Annotated in this window: 1 protein-coding gene; it reads left to right on the top strand. The window is 48.1% G+C overall.

What is annotated here, in order from left to right:
• Nucleotides 1-256: 256 nt before the first annotated feature.
• A partial coding sequence (locus tag ACYVTD_RS14900; protein ID WP_461248497.1) for a GTP-binding protein occupies nt 257-734 on the top strand: 478 nt, incomplete at its 3' end.

The following is a 734-nucleotide window of genomic DNA, read 5'->3' as shown; positions in this document are numbered from 1 at the left end:
GTAAATGGTAGGTTTCCAAACCGATCATTGCAACTTGCTGTGCAAGTTGCTTGCAGTTGCTTCGCAACTGCCTGTTTGACGGTTAATGGTTGTCAAACTGAAAATGGGAAAGGTGGAACGATGTGGATATTTTGCGTAACGTGCAGACTTGCATAGACGGCTGATTTTCCGCTTAATTCGTTTCCCACTCAAAGAAAGTATTTATGTACGTTAAGTACGAAGAAAATATATTTAGTGTTCATTAAGGAGGACACAGATGGCAAAGGATAAATTTAATAGGACTAAGGTCCACATGAACGTCGGAACGATTGGTCACGTTGATCATGGCAAGACCACGCTTTCAGCCGCCATTACCATGCATTGCGCAAGGAAATTCGGCGACAAGGAAATGAAATTTGATGATATTGATAACGCTCCGGAAGAGAAAGCTCGCGGTATTACAATTAATACCCGCCACCTTGAGTATCAGTCGGACAAGCGCCATTACGCGCACATCGACTGTCCCGGACACGCGGACTACATCAAAAACATGATCACGGGCGCCGCCCAGATGGACGGGGCGATCCTCGTCGTTTCGGCGCCTGACTCGGTCATGCCCCAGACGCGCGAGCACATCATTCTCGCCCGTCAGGTAGGCGTTCCCAACATGATCGTTTTCCTGAACAAAATCGACCAGGTTGACGACCCCGAACTGGTGGCGCTTGTCGAAGAAGAAATCAAGGACGTTCTTACCG

The sequence above is a fragment of the Treponema sp. R6D11 genome (genome assembly GCF_054786075.1).
Note: the sequence above shows the minus strand (reverse complement) of the source record. Positions and strands in the feature narration are given on the sequence as shown.